Origin of the sequence: Bacteroides sp. 1_1_30 (assembly GCF_020982715.1) — a bacterium.
GTDB classification, from domain to species: Bacteria; Bacteroidota; Bacteroidia; order Bacteroidales; family Bacteroidaceae; genus Bacteroides; species Bacteroides xylanisolvens.
Window position 1 is genome coordinate 1 of record NZ_JAJKHN010000109.1, and the last position, 17,582, is coordinate 17,582.

Here is a 17,582-nt window from a genome sequence, read left to right on the forward strand (position 1 = left end):
GGGCAGGAAGTAAACTACTGAGAGCCAAGATTCTTTATTCACAATAGAAGAAGTACCACCAAATTTGACGAAGAACCTTTTTCAACTTTATAGTAGACCAAACTTTCATTCATTTCTGCACCGTTTCATTCATTTTTATACTCTTTAATTTCATGATTAAAGAAAAGATAAAGAATTGTAGATTTAAAATGATACAAAGCAACTTATTGTGTATATTTGCGTTATTTATTGAGTAAAACTAATCAATATATTGAGTAAAAGTACTCATTCTATTGAATAAACAACAGAAAACATGTATAAAAGAGTTCAATATCAAACGATTACAAAAAGACTAAAAGAGCCTCGACATTTCCTGCAAGTAGTGTTAGGACCTCGCCAAGTTGGAAAGACTACAGTCATCAAACAAGTAGTCAATGATCTGAATCTACCTTATCAAATCTATTCGGCAGATAGTATTCCTGCTACACAGACATCTTGGATTTCAGACTGTTGGAATACGGCAAGAGTACAGATGCGAGTAGAAAAATTATCTGAATTTATTCTGATAATCGATGAAATTCAAAAAATAAAAAATTGGAGTGAAGTAGTCAAAAAAGAATGGGATGCAGATACATTCAATGATATTAATATGAAAGTCGTTCTTCTCGGCTCTTCACGTGTATTGTTAGAAAAGGGATTATCAGACTCGATGATGGGTCGCTTTGAAGAGATAAGAATGACACACTGGTCGTATCCGGAAATGCGGGATGCATTTAATATGAGTCTGGAACAGTATCTTTATTTCGGTGGATACCCGGGAGCAGCTTTTTTGATAGAAGATGAAGAACGCTGGGGACAATATATCAATGGAGCAATCATAGATGCCACTATCAATAAAGATATTTTATACGATTCCCCAATTAGCAAACCGGCATTATTACGGCAAACTTTTGAACTGGGAACTTCTTATTCCGGTGAAATCGTATCGCTGACCAAAATGGTAGGAGCATTACAAGACGCTGGAAATACAACAACGCTAGCAGGATATTTAAACTTACTGGGAGATAGCGGCTTACTGACCGGTTTACAAAAGTTTGCAATGGACAAGTCGCGCCAAAGAGCAAGCGCTCCTAAATTTCAGGTATTCAACAATGCTTTAAAAACCGTATATAATGATTTGACTTTTAAGGAGGCTATTCTCAACAGAAAAGAATGGGGACGTATTTTTGAATCTGCAATTGGTGCACATATTGTTTCCAACGCATTTACTGGTAACTATGAAGTATTTTACTGGAGAGAAAAAGATAAGGAAGTAGATTATATATTGAAAAAGAAAAACCGGATTGTAGCCATAGAAGTAAAAAGCAACAGTGAAATGTATAATGCAGGACTAGAAGAAATACGCAAAATGTATCAACCGTATGCTAGTTTCGTAGTCGGAGAAGGGGGCATGAAAGCCGAACAATTCTTAAGTATCAATCCTGCGAAGTTATTTGAATAAAGAAATACAGCAAGAAGATGCAGGCTTGAATAATGTTTTTCCCCGTATTATTCGCTAGAATCAAAGAAAGTACCTATCTTTACCGCAAGTATTTTTTATTATTCACCATTAAATGTAAAGATTATGGCAAGTAGAAGAGAACTCAAAAAGAACGTAAACTATATCGCAGGAGAATTATTCACCGAGTGTTTAATCAACAGTATGTTCATCCCTGGCACAGACAAGGTGAAAGCAGATGAACTGATGGCAGAGGTACTGAAGATGCAGGATGAATTTGTTACTCGCATCAGCCACACAGAACCGGGCAACGTGAAAGGTTTTTATAAGAAATTCCGTGCTGATTTTAATGCAAAGGTAAACGAGATTATTGAAGCTATAGGGAAATTGAACTAACAACAGAATGAAAAAAGCAATTTATAGCTTTATCTATTACCGCCTGTTAGGGTGGAAGACAAACGTTACGGTGCCTAATTATGACAAATGCGTGATATGTGCCGCTCCACACACAACAAACCTTGATTTATTTATTGGAAAACTATTTTATGGTGCTATAGGCCGTAAGACAAGTTTCATGATGAAAAAGGAATGGTTTTTCTTTCCGCTTGGAATCTTTTTCAAAGCAGTTGGCGGAATTCCCGTCGACCGCAGTCGAAAAACTTCGCTAGTAGATCAGATGGTTCATAAATTTGCCGAATATAAAAAGTTTAATTTGGCTATCACTCCCGAAGGAACCCGTAAAGCGAATCCAAACTGGAAAAAAGGCTTTTATTTTATAGCCTTGAAAGCACAGGTTCCTATCGTTCTGATTGGTATTGATTACAGCAAAAAAACGATTTCGGCAACGAAAGCTATCATGCCGTCAGGAGATATTAATAAGGACATGAGAGAAATCAAACTTTACTTCAAGGATTTCAAAGGAAAACATCCGGAGAATTTCGCTCTTGGAGAAATATGATTTAAGTATTAGGTATTAAGTATAATACTTAGTTATCATGGAGTCTATCCGTATTTCTATCATACAAACCGATATTGTTTGGGAAAATAAACAAGAAAATCTCCGTTTGCTCCACGAAAAGCTGCAAAGTCTTCGTGGAATAACGGAGATTGTTGTTTTACCGGAGATGTTTTCTACCGGATTCAGTATGCAGAGTAAAATACTGGCAGAGCCAAATTCCGGGGAAACCATTACAACACTCAAACAATGGGCCGCCAAATTCCAGCTAGCCATTTGCGGAAGCTATATAGCAACAGAGAACGAACAGTTTTATAACCGTGCGTTCTTTCTGACGCCGGAAGGAGAAGAGTTCTATTATGACAAACGACATCTGTTTCGTATGGGACGGGAAGCTGAACACTTTTCGGCCGGTGATAAACGACTCATCATCCCCTATCATGGATGGAATATCTGCCTGCTGGTTTGCTATGACCTTCGTTTCCCTGTATGGAGCCGAAACGTAGGCAACGAGTACGACCTTTTAATATATGTAGCCAACTGGCCTATCCCCCGCCGTCTGGTTTGGGATACTCTACTCCGGGCACGCGCTTTAGAAAATCAATGCTATGTATGCGGTGTCAACAGAGTAGGTACAGACGGGTACCAACTTTCATATAATGGAGGAAGTAAAGTCTACTCCGCTTTCGGAGAAGAAATCGGCTCAATTCCAGATGAAAAGGAAGGAATAACGACTGTCAGTGTAAATCTCACTGCTCTCAACCAATTCAGAGAGAAGTTCCCGGTATGGAAAGATGCAGACGAATTCCATCTATAACATTTGCCAAATAACAAATGTTAAAAACAGATTCATGTAGCAACAATACCTAGAATTCGGTAGTTAATTATATAGACTTCTTTTGTATCTTTGTCGTGAAAATACAGTCGTAAGGACGCTAATCTTACATAACTTAATTAACAACTTTATGAAAACAAATCTTAGTTCTCAAATCAGTCTCCACCGGGTCTCCCCCAGATACTACAGACCGGAGAATGCATTTGAAAAATCAGTCTTGACAAGACTCGAAAAAATCCCTACGGACATCTACGAATCCGTAGAAGAAGGTGCTAACTATATTGCTCGCGAAATAGCACAGACCATCCGCGAAAAACAAAAAGCAGGACGCTTCTGCGTATTGGCACTCCCCGGAGGTGATTCGCCCAGCCACGTATATACCGAACTCATCCGCATGCATAAGGAAGAAGGTCTTAGCTTCCGCAATGTGATCGTATTTAATATGTATGAATATTATCCGTTGGCTCCCGATGCAATCAACAGCAACTTCAATGCTTTGAAGAGTATGTTGCTGGATCACATCGATATTGACAAACAAAATATATTCACTCCCGACGGAAGCATTGCCAAAGATACCATCTTCGAATATTGCCGTCTGTACGAACAACGCATCGAAAGCTTCGGAGGTATTGATATTGCCTTGTTGGGCATTGGCCGTGTAGGTAACATCGCGTTCAACGAACCGGGTTCCCGACTGAATTCTACCACTCGTCTGATTTTGTTGGATAATGCATCACGCAACGAAGCATCCAAGATTTTCGGAACGCTGGATAATACGCCGATCAGTTCTATTACAATGGGTGTATCCACTATCCTTGGCGCAAAGAAGGTTTATCTGCTTGCATGGGGGGAAAACAAAGCAGCTATGATTAAAGAATGTGTGGAAGGTGCGATCACTGACACTATTCCGGCTTCTTATCTGCAAACTCACAACAACGCGCATGTAGCTCTTGATCTTTCAGCAGCTATGAACTTAACACGTATCCAACGTCCGTGGCTGGTAACTTCTTGCGAATGGAATGATAAACTAATCCGTAGTGCCATCGTTTGGTTGTGTCAGTTGACCGGCAAACCGATTCTGAAGTTGACAAATAAAGACTATAACGAAAACGGTTTGAGTGAACTTCTGGCACTTTACGGTTCTGCGTACAATGTAAACATCAAAATCTTCAATGATTTACAGCACACCATTACCGGATGGCCGGGTGGCAAACCTAATGCTGATGACACCTACCGTCCGGAACGTGCAAAACCGTATCCGAAACGTGTAATCATTTTCTCTCCGCATCCGGATGATGACGTTATTTCGATGGGTGGTACGCTTCGTCGTTTGGTAGAGCAAAAACATGAAGTACACGTAGCTTACGAAACTTCCGGTAATATCGCCGTTGGTGACGAAGAAGTAGTTCGTTTCATGCATTTCATCAACGGATTCAACCAACTCTTCAATAACAGTGCAGATCAGGTTATCAATGAGAAATATGCAGAAATACGTAATTTCTTGAAAGAGAAGAAAGATGGTGATATGGACAGTCGTGACATTCTGACTATCAAAGGTCTGATTCGTCGTGGTGAAGCCCGTACGGCCTGTACTTATAACAATATACCATTGGAACGATGCCACTTCCTAGACTTGCCGTTCTATGAAACAGGTAAGATTCAGAAAAACCCGATCAGTGAAGCAGACGTGGAAATCGTACGTAACTTGCTTCGTGAAGTGAAACCTCATCAGATTTTCGTTGCAGGTGACTTGGCCGACCCGCACGGAACACACCGTGTATGTACGGACGCCGTATTCGCAGCCGTTGATCTTGAAAAAGAAGAAGGTGCCAAATGGCTGAAAGACTGCCGTATCTGGATGTACCGTGGTGCGTGGGCTGAATGGGAAATCGAAAATATTGAAATGGCAGTGCCGATCAGTCCGGAAGAACTTCGTGCAAAACGTAACTCTATCCTGAAACATCAGTCGCAGATGGAAAGCGCTCCGTTCCTGGGTAATGACGAACGTTTGTTCTGGCAACGTAGCGAAGACCGCAACCGTGGCACAGCTACTTTGTATGATAAGTTAGGACTGGCTTCTTACGAAGCAATGGAAGCATTTGTAGAATACGTTCCTTTATAAGAATAATATTCTTAATTAAGAGAATATAAAACAATGAAAGAAGAGTGGGAAGTTTCGATACTTCTCGCTCTTTTTTTGTTATTTTTGCGGGGATAATTCACCACAGAGGAAAGGAGGACACGGAGTTATTATGAACAACCATTTTTATATCGCTTCATAGATTTGCCCTCCGTGTCCTCCTTTCCTCTGTGATGAAAATGAGAACAAAAGCATTGAATAATGAAAAAGATAATAGTGTTTCTTCTATGCCTTACTGTAAGTGCTAATTTTCTTTTCGCTCAAGATATTGAAAGAAATGTAAAAGAACGGCTGACGGATTACTTCAACAAATATACCGCAACAGCCAAAATCAGCACTCCTAAACTGAACAGTTTCGATATAAATTATGATCGCAAGACAATTGCAATCTATGCATCGGAGAGTTTCGCCTATCAGCCTTTCCGTCCGGAAACTGTAGAAAACATTTATAATCAAGTTAAAGAACTGCTTCCGGGGCCTGTTCATTATTACCAGCTCACCATTTATGCGGATGGAAAACCTATTGAAGATTTGGTACCTAATTTCTACCGGAATAAGAAAAAGGATAAGGAGCGGTTATCTTTGAATATAGATTATAAAGGAGCTCCCTGGGTGAAAAACATTTCACGTCCCAATGAAATTTCACGCGGACTGCAAGACCGTCATATCGCAATCTGGCAAAGCCACGGCAACTACTTCAAAAATGATAAAAACGAATGGGGATGGCAACGCCCTCGATTATTCTGCACCACGGAAGATATGTTCACTCAATCTTTCGTTCTTCCATACGTGATTCCCATGTTGGAGAATGCTGGAGCGATTGTTTATACTCCCCGTGAACGGGATACGCAGAAGAATGAAATCATCGTAGATAATGACACTCCCAATGCTTCCCTTTATCTGGAAGTGGGTAGCAAAAAAGCTAATTGGACAAATGCTCCGGTAAGAGGATTTGCTCAAAAGAAAACGATTTATAAAGAGGGAGAGAATCCTTTCACTGACGGAACCTGCCGTTTCATACCAACCGAAAGAAAGAAAAAGAAGAATAAAGACCAAGTATTTGCAGAATGGGTACCTACTCTACCGACAACAGGCAAGTATGCTGTTTATGTTTCTTATCAGACACTCCCCAATAGTGTAAGCGACGCCAAATATCTGGTATTCCATAACGGAGGAGTAACCGAATTTAAAGTTAATCAGAAAATAGGTGGAGGCACATGGGTTTACCTCGGAACGTTTGAATTTGATAAAGGGAACAACGACTACGGCATGGTGGTACTTAGCAACGAGAGCAGCGAACATGGAGTTGTATGCGCCGATGCGGTACGTTTTGGAGGTGGAATGGGAAACATTGCCCGTGGAGGAAGAACCAGCGGGCTACCCCGTTACTTGGAAGGAGCACGCTACTCTGCGCAATGGGCGGGAATGCCATACGAAGTATATGCAGGACGCAAAGGTGAAAACGACTATACAGACGACATCAACACACGTTCCAACGCTATCAACTATTTGTCGGGCAGTTCTGTCTACAACCCGCAACAATCGGGTTTAGGCGTACCTTTGGAAATGACTATGGCGTTGCACAGTGATGCCGGATGCAGCAAGACTGATGAGCTTATCGGATCGCTCGGTATCTATACCACCGATTTCAATAATGGAAAGCTGAATACAGGAACAGACCGGTATGCATCACGTGATTTAGCCGATATTCTGCTCACACAGATTCAGAAAGATATTTATTCAAGTTACAGCATCCCCTGGACACGCCGCAGTATGTGGAACCGGAATTACAGTGAAACACGTCTCCCGGCTACACCTTCTACGATTATCGAACTGCTCTCCCATCAGAACTTCGCAGATATGCAGTTAGGGCATGATCCGAACTTCAAGTTTACAGTGGGACGAGCCATTTACAAAGGTATTTTGCAGTTCATTACCAGCCAGCATGATAAAGAATATATAGTTCAGCCCCTGCCAGTCAGCAATTTCGCCATTCAATTCGGAAAGAAAAAGAATACGCTGGAACTTTCATGGAAAGGTGAAGATGATCCGCAAGAACCGACTGCACGCCCACGAGAATACATCGTATATACACGCATCGGTTATGGAGGCTTTGACAATGGAACCTTAGTCAGCAAAACGTCCCACACCGTTAAAATAGAACCAGGGCTCGTTTATTCATTCAAAGTGACTGCCGTAAACCGCGGCGGGGAAAGTTTTCCCTCCGAAATCCTTTCCGCTTATAAAGCCAAACGCGAACAGGAAAAGGTAATTATCATCAATGGCTTTGACAGAATCAGCGGTCCGGCGGTCGTTAATACTTCTGAAAGAGCAGGATTCGATTTATCACAAGATCCCGGAGTCCCGTATATATCAAACATTTCGTTTTGCGGAGCACAAACAGGCTTCGACCGTACACAAGCCGGAAAAGAAGGAAAAGGCAGTCTGGGACATAGCGGAAACGAGTTAGAAGGAATGAAAATAGCAGGGAACACATTCGATTATCCTTTTATTCATGGAAAAGCGATTCAGGCAGCCGGCAAATATAGTTTTGTGTCATGCAGTGACGAAGCGGTAGAAAACGGATTGGTTACGTTAGAAGATTATCCGGTGGTAGATTATATCCTGGGACTGGAAAAAGAAGACCCCGCAAATAAAGCGTACTACAAGACATTCTCCTCGGCTATGCAACGAATTATGACCAGTTATTGTCAGTCGGGAGGTAGTCTATTTGTCAGCGGTGCTTATGTAGGAAGCGATATGAGCGGCACACAAGGCAACCGGGAGTTTACAGAGAAAATACTGAAATATGGTTATCAAAGTAGCCTGACGGATAAGAGTGCAAATCAGATTAAAGGATTGGGGCGCACGATCACGATCCCGCGTCTGCCCAATGAGAACAGTTATGCGGTTCCTGCAGCAGATTGCATCGTTCCCGTAGATACTGCTTTCCCTGTATTTACGTATGTACCCGGCAATCAGAGCGCAGGTATCGCTTACAAAGGAAACTACCGCACTTTTGTATTGGGCTTTCCTTTCGAAAGCATCCAGTCGGAAGCGGATCGGGCAACCATCATGGCAGGCATCTTGGGATTCTTTACTCAAAAATAAAAAATATCCTTTTTTTTTAATCCGTTTCTCATTTTAAATTCTATCTTTGCTACTATAATAACCTTTAAAACTAAAAAACAATGTATACTATACAAGCAAATCCTAGCGGTACACGCAGCATAGAAGTATCTAATGAAAACTTGAGAACAATTGAGAAATATGCTCTGTTCCGTCATCTTATCGACAGTACCGGTATTGTAGATGAAGCAGTTCTGGATAAGTTGAAACTTAATATCCGCTCCCTTATCGCCAGTCAGGAAGAAGACAGTAAAGACTTGCTGGACCTTTGTATCGACGTGATTTATCACAATAATATGAAGGCATTCGGTCTGCAACAGCTCATTAAGCTCTATCTTACCTGGCTTTCCAACACGGAAGCGGAAGAAGAGGAGGAATAATGATTACGGTAGATACCTGCGGAATAACAGCATACAGTCCGCTGATTCCTGCAATAAGAGCAATGTGCACTGCCTCTCCGGGAGAAACGATAGAGATTATCATGAACCATGCTGACGCGTTTCAGGATCTAAAGGAATATCTGTCCGAACAAGGTATCGGTTTTCGTGAAATCTATGATGGAGAACAAATGACATTACAGTTCACAATCAATGGGAAGTTATAAAAAAACATCTCAATGATTGAAGCAAAACATCCCGATAATCGAAGTTAAACATCTCAATGAATAAAAAAATCATTGGGATGTTTTTTATTATCCGTATCTTTGCAGCATGAAAGAATATCGATTGACTGACTGGTTACCTACTACCAAGAAAGAAGTAGAACTTCGCGGATGGAATGAATTGGATGTCATTCTATTCAGTGCTGACGCCTATGTGGATCACCCTTCTTTTGGTGCTGCCGTTATTGGACGGATTCTTGAAGCGGAAGGTTTGAAAATAGCCATTGTACCCCAGCCCAACTGGCGTGACGACCTGCGTGACTTCAAGAAGCTGGGACGCCCACGGCTATTCTTCGGCATCTCCGGTGGATGCATGGATTCGATGGTAAATAAATACACAGCCAACAAACGATTGCGCAGTGAAGATGCATATACCCCGGACGGTCGTCCGGATATGCGTCCGGAATATCCTTCTACGGTTTATAGCCAGATACTAAAGAAACTTTATCCGGATGTTCCCGTAGTTATCGGAGGAATCGAAGCCAGTTTAAGACGGTTAAGTCATTACGATTATTGGCAGGACAAAGTGCAAAAGAGCATTTTATGCGACAGCGGTGCCGACCTGCTCATTTACGGAATGGGAGAAAAACCACTTCCAGACCTGGTGAAGAATATGAAAAGTCTGCTTACTGCTGAAGAGCCAGTACTGACAAGTAATAAATTCAGAACAATTATCGGATCAGTTCCTCAAACAGCCTATCTTTGCCGTGCAACAGAATGGACCTCTGCCGAAGATGACCTTCCACTTTATTCGCACGAAGAATGTCTGGCAGATAAAAAGAAACAGGCTAGTAATTTCCGGCATATCGAAGAAGAATCTAACAAATATTCGGCTTCCCGAATCACGCAAGCCGTCGGAAACAAGATAGTAGTAGTCAATCCTCCATATCCTCCGATGAGCCAGGAAGATCTCGATCGTTCGTTTGATTTGCCATATACCCGGCTACCTCATCCTAAATATAAAGGGAAACGGATTCCGGCTTATGACATGATTAAGTTTTCCATCAACATTCACCGGGGATGTTTCGGCGGTTGTGCCTTCTGCACCATTTCCGCTCATCAGGGAAAGTTTATCGTCAGCCGTAGCAAAGAGTCCATACTGAAAGAGGTGAAAGAGGTCATCCAGTTACCCGATTTCAAAGGATATTTAAGCGATTTGGGTGGTCCTTCCGCTAATATGTATCAGATGAAAGGAAAAGACGAAGCTATTTGCAAGAAGTGCAAACGACCGTCATGTATCCATCCGAAAGTTTGTCCGAATCTAAATACCGACCATCGCCCCCTGCTGGATATTTACCGTGCAGTAGATGCCTTGCCCGGAATAAAAAAATCGTTTATCGGTAGCGGAGTACGCTATGACCTGTTACTTCATCAAAGTAAAGATGAAGCGATCAACCGCAGCACTGCCGAGTATACCCGTGAATTGATTGTCAATCACGTAAGTGGTCGGCTGAAAGTAGCTCCGGAACATACCAGTGACCGGGTATTATCTGTGATGCGCAAACCTTCTTTCGAGCAATTTGAAACATTCAAGAGGATATTCGACCGTATCAACCGGGAAGAGAATCTACGTCAACAACTGATTCCGTATTTCATTTCCTCGCATCCCGGATGCAAAGAAGAAGATATGGCGGAACTTGCCGTTATCACTAAACGTCTGGACTTCCACCTGGAACAAGTGCAGGACTTCACTCCCACTCCGATGACAGTAGCCACCGAAACCTGGTATACCGGATTTCATCCATACACGTTAGAACCGATATTCAGTGCTAAAACCCAACGGGAGAAACTAGCACAACGACAGTTCTTTTTTTGGTATAAACCGGAAGAAAGGAGAAATATCATCAATGAGTTGAGACGTATCGGACGTTCTGATTTGATAGACAAATTATACGGAAAACGCTAATTCGCTCCATTCCATCACTTACAAAACCACCTCTAAAAAGGAGCCTTATCAGGATCTTGGCGAGTATCAAAAACAGCTTCCACAAGAATCTGCTTTTCAAGTACCCGATAATAGACTTTGAAATAATCACAATGAAAAACACGTATATTAGGAACAGAGGTAGCTTTATACATATAAGGATATTTAGCGACTAATTGCAATACGTCTCTCACCATTGTATAAATGGAACGGCTATATTGGGTATTTCCATTTCTCACATTATAGAAAGTCAGAATTTGCTGAAAAACAATAGTCGCTGTTTCTGTCCAGACTATTTTTAACTTAGCCATTGTTCCACCAGCTTATCCACATCTTCTTGAGTATGCAATCTACCCTCCTCATAATCTTTTTCAGAATGCATTATAATTTCCTGTTCATATTCTGTAGGAACATAAAGATTTGCATTAGGAGTAGTTACATGATAAGCAGCCACTGGTTCATTGACCTGTGGCAATTCATTATCTTGAGGTTTATATGATTTCTTAGCCATATCAGTTATTAAGTTATATCTACAAAGATAAAGATCCCCTTGGTATAAAACAAACAATTCCTCGCTTATCTTCCCCGAAAAGCTTATTTATTCTTCTTTCACCGGCAACGCCACAATCTCCTGCAACACACTGACTGCCGTCTCCACATTAGTAACATTTTTAATCAACATACTCCGTCTGCCATTTTGCTCACGCAGATCACAGCGCCGGGTATACTTCATCATATAGTCTATCACTTTACCGAAAGCCTTACTTTGATAGAACGGACTATCCGGATTGGAAACAAAGAACAAGGTCATTCGGCCGCCTTTCAGGAAAATCTTCTCTGCTCCCAAACGCGCTGACAAACGGCGTAAAGGAACAATGCGGAGTAATTCTTCCGTTTCCCGGGGAACCGGACCGAAGCGGTCTTCCAAGCGGGAGCGGAAAGCCTCCACATCCTTATCCAATGTCAGTCCATCCAGTTCACGATAGAGCAACATACGTTCGCTGCTGCCAGTTACGTAGTTGGCCGGCAATAAAAGTTCGAGGTCACTTTCTACCTGACACTCCTCTACAAATTCTTCTCCACTAATTTGTCCTTCACCTTTTATTTCATCAGCATACAGTTCTGCAAATTCATCTGTTTTCAGTTCATGGACAGCTTCAGTCAGAATCTTCTGATATGTTTCATATCCCAAATCAGCGACAAAGCCACTTTGCTCGGCTCCGAGCAAATTTCCAGCTCCACGAATATCCAAATCCTGCATGGCAATATGAATACCACTTCCCAAATCACTAAAGTTCTCAATCGCTTGAAGACGTCGTCTCCCTTCGGTGGTCAGACTGCTCAACGGAGGAGCCAACAGATAACAGAATGCTTTCTTGTTACTACGCCCTACCCGTCCACGCATCTGATGGAGGTCACTCAATCCGAAGTTTTGCGCCTGATTGATAATGATGGTATTTGCATTCGGAATATCGATACCACTTTCGATGATTGTGGTTGCCAAGAGCACGTCATAGTCATAGTTGACAAAATCCAGAATAATTTTCTCCAGTTCTGTCGGCTCCATCTGCCCGTGTCCGATTGCTACACGACAATCCGGGATATGGCGCTCTATCATTGCTTTCAGTTCCGGCAAGTTCGCAATCCGGTTATTGACGAAAAAGACCTGCCCGTTACGGCTCATCTCAAAGTTGATGGCATCCGTAATCACTTCTTCATTAAAAGTATGCACTTCGGTCTGAATCGGATAGCGGTTAGGCGGCGGAGTGGAAATCACGCTCAAATCACGCGCGCCCATCAACGAGAATTGAAGGGTACGGGGAATCGGAGTAGCAGTCATTGTCAGTGTATCTACATTCACTTTCAACTGACGCAGCTTTTCTTTTACGGAAACTCCGAATTTCTGTTCTTCGTCAACAATCAGCAGTCCCAAGTCTTTAAACTGAACATCCTTGCCTAAGATACGGTGAGTACCTATCAGAATACCGACATCTCCATCCTTCAGTCCTTTCAATACAGCTTTGGTTTGTGCGGCAGTACGTGCGCGACTTAAATATTCCACCCGGCATGGCAGTCCTTTCAGACGTTCGCAGAATGTTTGAAAATGCTGGTAAGCAAGCACCGTTGTCGGAACCAGAACGGCCACTTGTTTATTATCGGCAACGGCTTTGAAAGCGGCACGGATTGCAACTTCTGTTTTTCCAAATCCTACATCGCCACAGACCAGACGGTCCATCGGGCGGTCACTTTCCATATCCGCTTTGACATCAATCGTCGCCTTACTCTGATCCGGTGTATCTTCATAAATAAAGGATGCTTCCAACTCACGCTGCAAGAAACTATCGGGACTATAAGAGAACCCTTTTTCCTGACGACGCTGCGAATACAATTTTATCAAATCGCGGGCTATATCCTTGATTTTGCTCTTCGTACGTTCTTTCAGTTTCTCCCATGCCCCTGTACCTAATTTGTTAAGTCGGGGAGCCTCTCCCTCCTTACCTTTGTATTTGGAAACTTTATGCAGGGAATGAATGGAAACGAACACTACATCTTCATTCTGAAACACCAGTTTCAAAACTTCCTGCGTAGTATCACCATTCGGTATACGCACCAAACCGGAAAAACGTCCGATACCATGATCGGTATGCACCACATAATCTCCTGGAGTAAACTGATTCAGTTCTTTTAAGGACAGTGCTACTTTTCCCGAACGGGCTTTATCACTTTTCAGGTTATATTTATGGAAACGGTCAAACAACTGATGGTCGGTGAAGATACAGAGCCGTAGTGTGTTATCTACAAATCCTTCATGTATGGTACGCTCTACGGGAGTAAAATTAATCTGATCGTCCCGATCTTCAAAAATAGCCTTGATACGATCTGTCTGCTTCATACTGTCACTACAGATATATAGCGAATAACCTTTTTCCAAATAATCTTTGAAAGAAGAAGCTACCAAATCGAAATTCTTATGAAAGATGGGTTGGGCAGATGTATTGAAAGTAACACTGGCATTCGGCGTTCCGGTTGGTTTGTTACCAAATTCCAATCGGCGGAAATCGAGTGCCCGTACAGTGAATTCACTGCCGTCTATCAGTTTTCCTTCTAATGTAATGCCTCCATTTTCTGCGGCTTCCTGAACAGCTATTGCCTGGGGAGTCAACGCTTCATCATGCACCACCTGGATTCGTTCACGCAACCAAAGAAAATCGCGCATTGCCAGAGTAGTATCTTTCGGGATAAAATCCAGAAAGGAAGTTGTCACATCTCCTGTCACTGCTAAATCGGGAACAATAGACACTCCACTTTTCTTCTCGCGGGATAATTGGGACTCAACTTCAAAGGTACGTATACTTTCTACTTCATCACCAAAGAAATCAATACGATAAGGATATTCCGAAGCAAAAGAGAAAACGTCGATAATGCTACCGCGAACAGCGTATTGCCCCGGTTCATATACATAATCTACGTATTCGAAGCCATAACTATGCAACACATCAGTGATAAACGTGGTATCCACTTTCTCCCCTACATTCAGTTTCAGGGTTTTATCGCTCAATTCCTTTCGCGACACTACTTTCTCTGCCAATGCATCCGGGTACGTAACGATACATAGTCCCTCCTCCCCTTTTTGCAAACGGCTAAGTACTTCCGTGCGTAGAATCTCATTGGCTGCGTCTTTTTGCCCATATTTAATAGAGCGACGGAATGAAGATGGAAAGAATAACACCTTTTCCGTCCCCAATATCTGCGTCAAGTCATGATAAAAATAGCCGGCTTCTTCAAGATCACCTAAAATAAAGACAAACGGACAACCACCCTCTTGTACCAATACAGAAGAAAAAAGAGAAGCAGCAGATGCACACAGTCCTCCGCAAAAAACAGTCTGAACAGAAGTGTCCTTCAACAAGCGTTTCATTACTGCCATATTGGGGTGGGCAGCATATTGTTGTTGCAATTCAGTTATTGTCATACCTATAAAATTTCCCCGCAAAATTACAAAAAAGAATCGCAGGACAGACATAAGTGTGGGAAAGTTTTCATCCCCCCAAAGTTTCTCGGTGAGAAACAAAGTGTTCCACACCGAGAAACAACTTGTTTCACACCGAGGAACAAACCGTTTCACACCAAGAAACAAAAGATTGCATTCTGCTCTTCACGTTAAATTTTCCTTAGTTCGGCTATAACTAAAGGAAAAGAACTACTTTTGTTTTAAATTTTATAGTATCTATATGCAGACATCGGATAGCATTGTAATTATCCCTACCTATAATGAACGGGAGAACATAGAAAATATCATCCGTGCCGTATTCGGCCTTCCCAAAGTATTCCATATTCTGGTAATAGAAGACGGCTCTCCGGACGGAACGGCAACCATCGTAAAAACCTTGCAACAAGAATTTCCCGAACGGCTTTTTATGATTGAGCGTAAAGGGAAACTGGGATTGGGCACTGCCTATATTACCGGATTTAAATGGGCACTGGAACACGCATACGAGTATATCTTTGAAATGGATGCCGACTTCAGTCATAATCCGAACGATTTGCCCCGTTTGTATCAGGCTTGTTCGGAACAGGGTGGAGATGTATCCATCGGCTCCCGCTACATCAGCGGAGTAAATGTAGTGAACTGGCCGATGGGACGGGTATTAATGTCGTACTTTGCCTCCAAATATGTGCGGTTCATCACAGGAATACCCGTACACGACACGACTGCCGGATTTGTCTGCTACCGCCGTCAGGTACTGGAAATGATTGATTTGGATCATATCCGTTTTAAGGGATATGCTTTTCAGATTGAAATGAAATTCACTGCTTACAAATGTGGTTTTAAAATCATCGAAGTTCCCGTGATTTTCATTAATCGTGAACTAGGAACTTCCAAAATGAATAGCAGCATCTTTGGAGAGGCCATATTTGGTGTGATTAAATTAAAAGTAAATAGTTGGTTCCATAAATTCCCGCAAAAGTCATGAAACGTACACTGATTCAAAACGCCGTTATTGTTAACGAAGGAAGAAAAGTACTGGGTTCAGTAGTCATTGAAAATGAAAAGATAGCCGAAATATTGGTGGGTGAAGAAAAAGCAACTGCCCCTTGTGACGAAGTCATTGACGCAAGCGGGTGTTATCTCCTACCGGGTGCCATCGACGAACATGTTCATTTCCGCGATCCCGGCCTGACTCATAAAGCTGATATTACCACAGAAAGCCATGCCGCTGCAGCAGGAGGTGTCACTTCCATCATGGATATGCCCAATACAAACCCGCAGACTACGACGCTGGAGGCTTTGGAAGAGAAATTCACCCTACTAGGTGAGAAATCAGCAGTCAACTATTCCTGCTATTTCGGAGCAACGAATAATAACTATACCCAGTTTGCGCAACTGGATAAACACCGGGTTTGTGGCGTGAAGTTATTTATGGGTTCAAGCACCGGCAATATGCTGGTAGACCGGATGGCCAGCTTGCGTAATATATTCGGCGGAACCGATCTTCTCATCGCCGCCCATTGCGAAGACCAGGGAATTATCAAAGAAAATACGGATAAATATAAGAAAGAATACGGAGACGATGTACCTCTGGCTCTTCATCCGCTTCTCCGTTCGGAAGAGGCTTGCTATCGTTCGTCCGAGCTGGCTGTGCAACTGGCACGGGAAACAAATGCCCGCCTGCACATCATGCATATTTCCACCGCTAAAGAGTTGAGTCTGTTTGCCAACGTTCCTCTGGCACAAAAAAGAATTACAGCAGAAGCCTGCGTTTCCCATCTACTCTTTACGGAAGAAGATTATCAGACATTGGGTGCCCGCATTAAATGTAACCCTGCCATCAAGACTGCACAAGACCGGAAAGCTTTGCAAGAGGCTGTCAATAGCGGTCTGATTGATGCCATCGCAACCGATCATGCCCCACACTTGCTTAGTGAAAAAGAAGGAGGTGCATTAAAGGCAATGTCCGGGATGCCGATGATTCAGTTCTCGCTAGTCAGCATGTTGGAGTTGGCAGATAAAGGAGTGTTTACTATCGAAAAAGTGGTAGAAAAAATGGCTCATGCTCCTGCGCAGATGTATGAGATACCAAACAGGGGATTCATCCGCAAAGGCTATCAGGCTGACCTGGTATTAGTCCGCCCCGGAAGCGAATGGACTGTAACAACCGATTGTATTCTAAGCAAATGTAAATGGAGTCCATTAGAGGGACACACATTCGACTGGAAAGTAGAGAAAACATTTGTAAACGGACATCTGTTATATAACAACGGAGAAATAGACGAGACTTATCGCGGACAAGAATTGTTCTTCGAACGATAAATGATAATTTTGCGGGGTGCCCTGAAAGGGCTTAATTATATAGCGTAGGGCAACGCCCTACGTAAAAACGGCAATCTGAATTTGCGCCCTGAAAGGGCATAATTGTATACAGTTCCGCCCTTTCAGGGCTTGTGGCTGGTGTGTTTTT

At 42.5% G+C, this 17,582-nt stretch carries 14 protein-coding genes; 11 read left to right on the forward strand and 3 right to left on the reverse strand.

Annotation, left to right across the window (positions count from 1 at the left end; genetic code table 11):
• Positions 1-292 precede the first annotated feature (292 nt).
• The 9 genes from LPH68_RS22870 to LPH68_RS22910 all read left to right on the forward strand — a co-directional run bounded on the left by LPH68_RS22870 (position 293) and on the right by LPH68_RS22910 (position 11,103).
• Positions 293-1,480 carry an ATP-binding protein gene (locus LPH68_RS22870; protein ID WP_004312586.1) on the forward strand — a complete coding sequence of 396 codons (1,188 nt, stop codon included), beginning with the start codon at positions 293-295 and terminating at the stop codon, positions 1,478-1,480.
• Between the two features lie 123 nt (positions 1,481-1,603).
• Positions 1,604-1,873, forward strand: a complete 270-nt coding sequence (locus LPH68_RS22875; RefSeq protein ID WP_004306027.1) for a hypothetical protein — start codon at positions 1,604-1,606, stop codon at positions 1,871-1,873.
• A gap of 7 nt (positions 1,874-1,880) precedes the next feature.
• Positions 1,881-2,435: a 1-acyl-sn-glycerol-3-phosphate acyltransferase gene (locus LPH68_RS22880; RefSeq protein WP_004312588.1), complete on the forward strand. Its 555-nt coding sequence runs from the start codon at positions 1,881-1,883 to the stop codon at positions 2,433-2,435.
• A gap of 37 nt (positions 2,436-2,472) precedes the next feature.
• On the forward strand, positions 2,473-3,249 hold the full coding sequence (locus LPH68_RS22885) for an amidohydrolase (RefSeq protein WP_004312590.1): 777 nt from the start codon (positions 2,473-2,475) through the stop codon (positions 3,247-3,249).
• A gap of 148 nt (positions 3,250-3,397) precedes the next feature.
• Complete coding sequence (locus LPH68_RS22890) at positions 3,398-5,389, forward strand: glucosamine-6-phosphate deaminase (RefSeq protein ID WP_004312593.1); 1,992 nt, start codon at positions 3,398-3,400, stop codon at positions 5,387-5,389.
• Between the two features lie 219 nt (positions 5,390-5,608).
• The gene (locus LPH68_RS22895) at positions 5,609-8,518 is read left to right on the forward strand and encodes a xanthan lyase (protein WP_215708262.1); all 2,910 of its coding nucleotides are present in this window, start codon (positions 5,609-5,611) and stop codon (positions 8,516-8,518) included.
• 80 nt (positions 8,519-8,598) lie between these two features.
• Complete coding sequence (locus LPH68_RS22900; RefSeq protein WP_004312597.1) at positions 8,599-8,916, forward strand: hypothetical protein; 318 nt, start codon at positions 8,599-8,601, stop codon at positions 8,914-8,916.
• A complete protein-coding gene (locus LPH68_RS22905; RefSeq protein WP_004312598.1) occupies positions 8,916-9,140 on the forward strand; it encodes a sulfurtransferase TusA family protein in 225 nt (74 codons plus the stop codon). Before LPH68_RS22900 ends, LPH68_RS22905 begins: the two co-directional genes overlap by 1 nt.
• 106 nt (positions 9,141-9,246) lie before the next feature.
• On the forward strand, positions 9,247-11,103 hold the full coding sequence (locus tag LPH68_RS22910) for a YgiQ family radical SAM protein (RefSeq protein WP_230297161.1): 1,857 nt from the start codon (positions 9,247-9,249) through the stop codon (positions 11,101-11,103).
• Positions 11,104-11,135: 32 nt separating this feature from the next.
• Here the strand turns inward: LPH68_RS22910 and LPH68_RS22915 are convergent, their stop codons facing one another.
• From LPH68_RS22915 to mfd, 3 genes are all read right to left on the reverse strand, one after another.
• On the reverse strand, positions 11,136-11,432 hold the full coding sequence (locus tag LPH68_RS22915) for a type II toxin-antitoxin system RelE/ParE family toxin (protein WP_004312602.1): 297 nt from the start codon (positions 11,430-11,432) through the stop codon (positions 11,136-11,138).
• Positions 11,420-11,632: a hypothetical protein gene (locus LPH68_RS22920; protein ID WP_004312604.1), complete on the reverse strand. Its 213-nt coding sequence runs from the start codon at positions 11,630-11,632 to the stop codon at positions 11,420-11,422. The genes LPH68_RS22915 and LPH68_RS22920 overlap by 13 nt, the downstream gene beginning before the upstream one ends.
• Before the next feature lie 87 nt (positions 11,633-11,719).
• Positions 11,720-15,094 carry a transcription-repair coupling factor gene (mfd, locus tag LPH68_RS22925; protein WP_230297162.1) on the reverse strand — a complete coding sequence of 1,125 codons (3,375 nt, stop codon included), beginning with the start codon at positions 15,092-15,094 and terminating at the stop codon, positions 11,720-11,722.
• A gap of 259 nt (positions 15,095-15,353) precedes the next feature.
• Here mfd and LPH68_RS22930 point away from each other — a divergent pair, with 259 nt between their 5' ends.
• Positions 15,354-16,097 carry a polyprenol monophosphomannose synthase gene (locus LPH68_RS22930; protein WP_004312608.1) on the forward strand — a complete coding sequence of 248 codons (744 nt, stop codon included), beginning with the start codon at positions 15,354-15,356 and terminating at the stop codon, positions 16,095-16,097.
• Entirely contained in the window at positions 16,094-17,434 is a 1,341-nt protein-coding gene (locus LPH68_RS22935; protein WP_230297163.1) for a dihydroorotase, read from the forward strand. Before LPH68_RS22930 ends, LPH68_RS22935 begins: the two co-directional genes overlap by 4 nt.
• Positions 17,435-17,582: the final 148 nt, after the last annotated feature.

What these genes read in the sequence shown, in the direction of transcription:
- LPH68_RS22915 (WP_004312602.1), bottom strand. Translation starts at nt 11,432, where the DNA reads ATGGCTAAGTTAAAAATAGTCTGGACAGAAACAGCGACTATTGTTTTT.
- LPH68_RS22935 (WP_230297163.1), top strand. Translation starts at nt 16,094, where the DNA reads ATGAAACGTACACTGATTCAAAACGCCGTTATTGTTAACGAAGGAAGA.
- LPH68_RS22885 (WP_004312590.1), top strand. Translation starts at nt 2,473, where the DNA reads ATGGAGTCTATCCGTATTTCTATCATACAAACCGATATTGTTTGGGAA.
- LPH68_RS22870 (WP_004312586.1), top strand. Translation starts at nt 293, where the DNA reads ATGTATAAAAGAGTTCAATATCAAACGATTACAAAAAGACTAAAAGAG.
- LPH68_RS22875 (WP_004306027.1), top strand. Translation starts at nt 1,604, where the DNA reads ATGGCAAGTAGAAGAGAACTCAAAAAGAACGTAAACTATATCGCAGGA.
- LPH68_RS22920 (WP_004312604.1), bottom strand. Translation starts at nt 11,632, where the DNA reads ATGGCTAAGAAATCATATAAACCTCAAGATAATGAATTGCCACAGGTC.
- LPH68_RS22930 (WP_004312608.1), top strand. Translation starts at nt 15,354, where the DNA reads ATGCAGACATCGGATAGCATTGTAATTATCCCTACCTATAATGAACGG.
- LPH68_RS22900 (WP_004312597.1), top strand. Translation starts at nt 8,599, where the DNA reads ATGTATACTATACAAGCAAATCCTAGCGGTACACGCAGCATAGAAGTA.
- LPH68_RS22895 (WP_215708262.1), top strand. Translation starts at nt 5,609, where the DNA reads ATGAAAAAGATAATAGTGTTTCTTCTATGCCTTACTGTAAGTGCTAAT.
- LPH68_RS22890 (WP_004312593.1), top strand. Translation starts at nt 3,398, where the DNA reads ATGAAAACAAATCTTAGTTCTCAAATCAGTCTCCACCGGGTCTCCCCC.
- LPH68_RS22905 (WP_004312598.1), top strand. Translation starts at nt 8,916, where the DNA reads ATGATTACGGTAGATACCTGCGGAATAACAGCATACAGTCCGCTGATT.
- mfd (WP_230297162.1), bottom strand. Translation starts at nt 15,094, where the DNA reads ATGACAATAACTGAATTGCAACAACAATATGCTGCCCACCCCAATATG.
- LPH68_RS22910 (WP_230297161.1), top strand. Translation starts at nt 9,247, where the DNA reads ATGAAAGAATATCGATTGACTGACTGGTTACCTACTACCAAGAAAGAA.
- LPH68_RS22880 (WP_004312588.1), top strand. Translation starts at nt 1,881, where the DNA reads ATGAAAAAAGCAATTTATAGCTTTATCTATTACCGCCTGTTAGGGTGG.